We start from the raw sequence: 5,350 nt of genomic DNA, 5'->3' as shown, positions 1-5,350 counted from the left end.
CGCGCTTCCTTCTCGGATCGCCCGCTAGTCCATGGCGTCCCCGATCGCCAGACGCAGGAGGGCTTCGCCGTCCATGTCGTCGATCGATTCCGCCTCGGCTGCAAGCACAACATCTCCGGCGCTGTTGTTTTCCCCACTGTCCTGAGCAAGTTGGAGCACCAGGTCCAGCAGCCCCGCCTGCCGCAGACGGCTGATCGGGATCGCCGCCAGCGCGTCCCGGATCGGCGCGTCGGGGTCGTTGGTGGTGCTCGCGGCCTCGCCGAGCAGTTCCGTGCGGATGAACTGGGCCAGCGCGGCGGGCGTCGGGTAGTCGAACACCAGCGTCGCGGGCAGCGCCACGCCGGTGACGACCTTGAGCCGGTTGCGCAGGTCCACCGCTGTCACCGAGTCGAAGCCGACGTCGCGGAACGCCCTGGCCGGCCCGAACGCCTCCGCGCCCTCGAAGCCCAGTGTCGCCGCGGCCTCCGTGCGGACGAGGTCGAGCAACGTGCGTGCGCGTTCCGCCTCAGGCAACGCCAGGAGCCGTTCCTTGAGCCCTGAGTCCGTCGTTTCGGGCTCTTCCAGGGCTTCCCGGACCGACGGGATGCCCATCAGCAACGGGCTCGGCCTCGACGCCGTGAAGCTCGGCGCGAACTTCTGCCAGTCCATGTTGGTGATCGTCAGCGACGTGTGGCCGTCCTCGACCGCATGCTGCAGCGCGGTGATCGCGAGGTCGGGTTTCATCGTGTGCACGCCGCGGCGACGCAGCTGTTCGGCGCCTTCCTCGTTCTCCGACGCCATTCCGGAGTCCGCCCAGGCACCCCACGCGATCGACGTCGCCTTGAGGCCCTGGGAGGCCCGGAAGTGCGCGAGGCCGTCGAGGTAGGCGTTCGAGGCGGCGTACGCGGGTTGTGCGCCGCTGCCCCAGCTCGCCGCACCGGACGAGAACAGGATGAACGCGTCCAGGTCGCTCGTCAGTTCGTGCAGGAGCCAGGCCGACGTCATCTTGGCCTTGAGCAAGCGATCCAGCTGATCGATGCCCACCGCGTCGGTGGCCGCGTTGCCTTCGACGACGCCGGCCGCGTGCACGACGGCCCGCAGGTCGGGCACCGTGTCGATCACCGACTTCAGGCTCTCCCGATCCGACGCGTCGCAGGCCGCGATGGTGACGCGCGCTCCCAACGCTTCCAGCTCTTCACGCAACTCCGCCGCTCCGGGGGCCTGATCACCGCGGCGGCTGGTGAGCAGCACGTGCTCGGCGCCGCGTCCGGCGACCCAGCGGGCGACGTGGCCGCCCAGCGCGCCGGTGCCGCCGGTGATCAACACTGTGCCGCGCGGGATCCACTCCGTGGACTGGGGCGCGCGCTGGGCCGGGACGAGCCTGCGGCCGTGAACGCCGGTGTCGCGGACCGCGAGCTGGTCCTCGCCGCCGCCGTTCGTGATGGCGGCGACCAGGCCCTGCTCGATCTGGCCGTCGATGGTCCCCGGCAGGTCGACCAGGCCACCCCAGTGGCGCGGCAGGTCGAGCGCCGCGACCCTGCCGAGGCCCCACAACGCCACCTGCTCGGGGTGGTGCACGGGATCGGTCGCGCCGGTCGAGATCGCCTGCTTCGTGACCGCCCAGAACGGCGCGGTGCTGCCGGCGTCGCCGAGTGCCTGCAGGAGCAGGACGTTCAGCGCGAGACCGAGCGGCGTCGCGGTGAACTCCTGGTGCGGGGTGTTCTCCGTGCCGAGCAACGAGATCACGCCGACCGGTTCGATGCCGATCAGTTCGGTGGCGAGCAGCGCGCGTTCGGCGTTGGCGCGGACCGTGACCCGCACGAGGTCGTCGCCGAACGTCCGCAGCACCGACTCGGTCCACTCGTCGACGTGCTCGGGAACGGCCGCGAGCCAGGTGCCGTTGATGCCGGTGGCCTGGACGCCGCGCAGGAGCTGCCACGAGTCGCGGTAGCGCCAGCCATCCACAGTGGACTGGGTCAGCTGCTTCGCGCGCCATTCCCTGAGCGCGGGCAGGACGTTCTCCGCGTCGACGCCGAGAGCGCCGGTGAGCTCGCCGTTCTCGACGAGCTGCCAGAACGCGCTGTCCTCGGCGTTGACGGTCTTGGCACCGGCCTTGGGCCAGAACCTGCTGCGGCTGAACGGATACGTCGGCAGGTCGATCCTGCGGCCCTCGCACTTCCACCGCACGTCGAGGCCCGCGACCCACGCCTCGGCGAGCGAGGTGGTGAACCGGTGGCTTCCGCCCTGGTCGCGGCGCAGCGAGCCGACCGTGACGAGTTCTGTGCCGTCCGCTTCGGCCGTGGCCTGCGCGGACATCGTCAGCACCGGGTGCGGGCTCGCTTCGACGAACACGCGGTAGCCGTCCTCGATCAGCTTCCTCGTGACCGCGACGAACTCGATGGGACGGCGCGCGTTCTCGTACCAGTAGTCGGCGTCGAGGGTCGCGGTGTCGACGCGTTCGGCTTTGACCGTCGAGTAGAACGCGATGTCGGTCGAGCGCGGTGTGATCGTGCCGAGGAGGCTCATCAGCTTCTCGCGCAACGGTTCGACCTGCGGGCCGTGCGAGGCCACCGTCGAGGCGACCACCCGTGCCCGGATCTCCCTGGCCTGGCACAGTTCCACGAACTCGTTGAGCTCCCGCAGGGCACCGGCGACCGTGCAGGCGTTGGGGCTGTTGATGCCCGCGATGGACAGCACCGGCCACTGCTCGATGAGCTTTCGCGCTTCCTCGACCGGCAACGCGACGCTCGCCACGGCACCGTTCCCGACGAGCTCGTCCGCGAACAGCTGCGACCGCAGCACGACGATCTTGGCCGCTTCGTCGAGGCCGAGGGCCCCGGCGACGTAGGCGGCGGCGATCTCACCCTGCGAGTGCCCGACGACCGCGGCGGGCTCGACGCCGTTCGCGCGCCACGTCTGGGCCAGCGACACCATGACCGCGAACAGCGTCGGCTGCAGCACCTCGATGCGTTCGAGGAGTTCAGCCTCGCCGCGCAGCACGTCGATCACCGACCAGCCGACGAGCCTGCCGATCGCCGCGTCGCACTCGGTGATCCAGTGCGCGAACGTCTCGTCCTCGTCCAGCAACGCGACCGCCATGCCGTGCCACTGACTGCCCTGACCGGGGAAGATGAACACCGGCGCACTCTCCTGCGCGACGCCCTGGACCACTTCGTCCCCGATGAGCACCGCACGGTGGTCGAACACCGACCTCGTCGTCAGCAACGAGAACGCCAGATCGTTCGCATCGCTCTCCAGCGCGCGCACCTGCTCGATGCGCGCCTTCAACGAGGCCGGCGACTTCGCCGACACGACCAGCGGCACCGCGCCGACCTGATGAATGGACTCCGGCCGACTGGCCTGAACTGGGGCTTCTTCGAGGATCATGTGGGCGTTCGTGCCCGAGATGCCGAACGCGGAGACGCCCGCGCGGCGCGGGTGGCCGTTGGTCTCCCAGCCACGGGCCTCGGTGAGCAACTCGACCGTGCCGTCGGACCAGTCGACGTGTGAGGACGGCGCGGCGACGTGCAGCGTTTGCGGCAGCAGGTTGTTCCGCAGGGCGAGCACCATCTTGATCACGCCCGCGACACCCGCCGCCGCCTGCGTGTGGCCGATGTTCGACTTGACCGAACCCAGCCACAGCGGTGACGACCGGTCCGCGCCGTAGGTGTTGATCAGGGCCTGCGCCTCGATCGGGTCACCCAGGGCGGTGCCGGTGCCGTGTGCCTCGACGACGTCGACATCGCCCACGGACAGACCGGCGTTCGCGAGAGCGGCACGGATCACGCGCTGCTGCGAAGGACCGTTGGGTGCGGTCAGGCCGTTGGACGCGCCGTCCTGGTTGACCGCAGAACCGCGGATCACCGCGAGCACCTGATGGCCGTTGCGCACCGCGTCGGACAGCCGCTCCATGACGACCATGCCGACACCTTCGGACCACCCGGCACCGTCGGCGTCGTCGGAGAACGCCTTGGACCTGCCGTTCGCCGCCAGAGCACCCTGCCGGGTCAGCTCCGCGAAGGCGAACGGCGTGGTCATGATCGTCGCACCACCGGACACAGCCAACGAACACTCACCACCGCGCAGCGCCTGCACCGCGAGATGCATCGCCACGAGAGAGGCGGAGCATGCCGTGTCGACGGTGACGGCCGGTCCCTCGAAGCCGAACGTGTAGGACAGGCGACCCGAGATCACCGACGCCGCGAGTCCCGTGGCCGCGTGGCCCTCGGTGTCCTCGGCCGACGACGTCAGCAGCGTCGCGTAGTCCTGGCCGTTCGTGCCGACGAAGACACCGGTCTGCGACCCCCGCAACGACAGCGGGTCGACGCCGACCCGTTCCAGCGCCTCCCACGTGGTCTCCAGCAGGAACCGCTGCTGCGGATCCATCGCCATCGCCTCACGCGGCGAGATCCCGAAGAACGCCGGGTCGAAGTCCGCGGTCCCGGCGAGGAATCCGGCCTCGCGCGTCACCGACATCGACAGCACCGACTCGACGTCCCAGTCGCGGTCGGCCGGGAACGCGCCCATGCCGTCCCGTCCGTCGACCAGCAGCTGCCACAGCTGTTCCGGCGTGGTGACGTCACCGGGGAAGCGGCAGGCCATGCCGACGATCGCGATCGGTTCGTCGTTACGCGCGACGACGTTCTCCTGCGACTCGGCCGCTCCCCCGCGCAGGTGGCCGGCGAGCCGGCGCGGCGTCGGGTAGTCGTAGACGAGCGACGCGGGCAACGTCCGGCCGGTCGCCGCCGACAGCTGGTTGCGCAGCTCGACCGCGGTCAGCGAGTCGAACCCGAGGTCGCGGAACTCCTTGTCCACGCCCACCGCGTGCGGTCCGGCATAGCCGAGCACCGACGCGACGGCCGTGCGGACGACCTCCAGCACGTCACCGCTGACCTCGATCTTCTTGCGCGCCTTGGGTTTCTTGTCCGGCAGGATCGCGATGGCGACGGTCGGCGCGTCCTCCGCGACGGCCCGCCACATCGACTCCACCGCCAGATCGGGCCGCATCGTGATCGCGCTCAGGTCGGCGCCGACACCGTCCGCCATCCCGGAACCGGCCCATGCGCCCCACGCGATCGATGTCGCCTTGAGCCCTTGCGCGCGCCGGTCGCGTGCGATGGCGTCAAGCACGGCGTTGGCGGCCGCGTAGTTGGCCTGACCGGGGTTGCCGAGAGCGCCCGCGACCGACGAGAACAGCACGAACGCGTCCAGTTCACGATCACGCGTCAGCTCGTCGAGCACCAGGGCCGAGGCGACCTTCGAGCGGAACACGTCCGCGAACCGTTCCGGCGCAAGGCCTTCCAGCACGCCGTCGCTCAAAACACCGGCGGTGTGCACGATGGCGTTCGGCGAGTACGTGTTCAGCAGGTCG

At 70.2% G+C, this 5,350-nt stretch carries 1 protein-coding gene (running past one end of the window); it reads right to left on the bottom strand.

Annotation, left to right across the window (positions count from 1 at the left end; genetic code table 11):
* Positions 1-24: 24 nt before the first annotated feature.
* A protein-coding gene (locus ACIRG5_RS07580; protein WP_402901700.1) for a type I polyketide synthase crosses the window boundary here: on the bottom strand, positions 25-5,350 show its 3' portion. 21,962 nt of this gene lie beyond the right edge of the window; only the last 5,326 of its 27,288 coding nucleotides appear in the window; its start codon lies beyond the right edge, outside the window; the stop codon is at positions 25-27.

It is taken from the genome of Lentzea sp. NPDC102401 (genome assembly GCF_044765805.1).
Lineage (GTDB): Bacteria > Actinomycetota > Actinomycetes > Mycobacteriales > Pseudonocardiaceae > Lentzea > Lentzea sokolovensis.
The sequence above is the reverse complement of the archived record's forward strand: the minus strand, read 5'-3'. Positions and strand labels throughout refer to the sequence as shown.